This is a genomic window from Kitasatospora sp. NPDC097691, from assembly GCF_040302665.1.
In the GTDB taxonomy this organism is placed as follows: Bacteria; Actinomycetota; Actinomycetes; order Streptomycetales; family Streptomycetaceae; genus Kitasatospora.
The window spans coordinates 1-1044 of the sequence record NZ_JBEORY010000149.1 but is presented as its reverse complement, the minus strand read 5'-3'; the positions used below and the strand labels follow the sequence as shown (position 1 = coordinate 1044).

The window sequence follows — 1044 nt, the reverse complement described above, 5'->3', positions numbered from 1 at the left end:
GCGCCGCCCCCCGGACGGCTCGGAAGGCCGTCGGAGGGCGGTCGGAGGCGACCCGCCCCGGGCCGGGCGGTCCTGCGGGGAAATGGGGATGACCGCTACCGCAGCGGTGCCGGGGGCTACAAGGAAGTGATCGACCAGGCCTTCGTCGTCCGCGACACGCGGGGGCGGCCCGTCCGCATGGTCGGTGCGGTGCGCGACGTGACCGAGCAGCGGCGGGCGATCGCCGCGCTGCGCACCAGTGAGGAGCGCCTGCGTCTCGCCTTGCGCGCCGGCCGGATGGTGGCGTGGGAGCGCAACCTCAAGACGGGTCGGGTCAGCCAAACCGAGAATGCCCCCCACGTCCTCGGCCTGGCGGCGGAATTGCGATCGGAGTTCCTGGATCTCGTACACCCGGACGATCGCTCGCAGATGGCGGACTTCATTCGAACCTGCGGCGCGCGCGAGGAGCGCGAGTTCCGGTACGTCTCACCCGCCGGACGCATGCAATGGCTGTGTTCGTCGGTCGAGCGGGTCGATGCGGATCGGATCGTGGGGATCACCTTCGACATCACGGACCGCAAGCTGGCGCAGGAGAAGCTGTGGCAGACGGCCAACCTCGACGCGCTCACGGGTCTGCCGAACCGGCAACTGTTCCGTGGGCGCGTGGAGGCGGCGCTCGCGGCGGCGGAGCGGGACGGCACCTGCGTGAGCCTGCTTCTGATCGACCTCGATCATCTCAGGGACGTGAACGACACCCTCGGCCACGACGTCGGCGATGCCGTGATCTGCGAGGTTGCCGATCGTCTGCGGGAGGGTCTACGGCCCTGCGATACGCTCGCAAGGCTCACGGGCGACGAGTTCGCCCTCATTCTCGTCGACCCGCTGCGCCTGCCCAACGCCGTCCAGCATGCGGAAGCGCTGATCGAGCGCCTGCGCCAGCCGTTGCAGATCCGGGACCAGACGCTGACCTGCAAGGCCAGCATCGGCGTGGCGGCCTGCCCGGATCACCACACCGACCTGCGCGAGCTTCTCAAGGACGCCGATATCGAAGACGATCACGTCAAG

1 protein-coding gene is annotated in these 1044 nt (G+C 69.4%); it reads left to right on the top strand.

The annotated features are described in order from the left end of the window. Positions 1 to 126: 126 nt before the first annotated feature. Positions 127 to 1044, top strand: a 918-nt coding sequence (locus ABTY56_RS38760; RefSeq protein ID WP_350634394.1) for a diguanylate cyclase domain-containing protein, incomplete at its 3' end; no start/stop codon positions are given.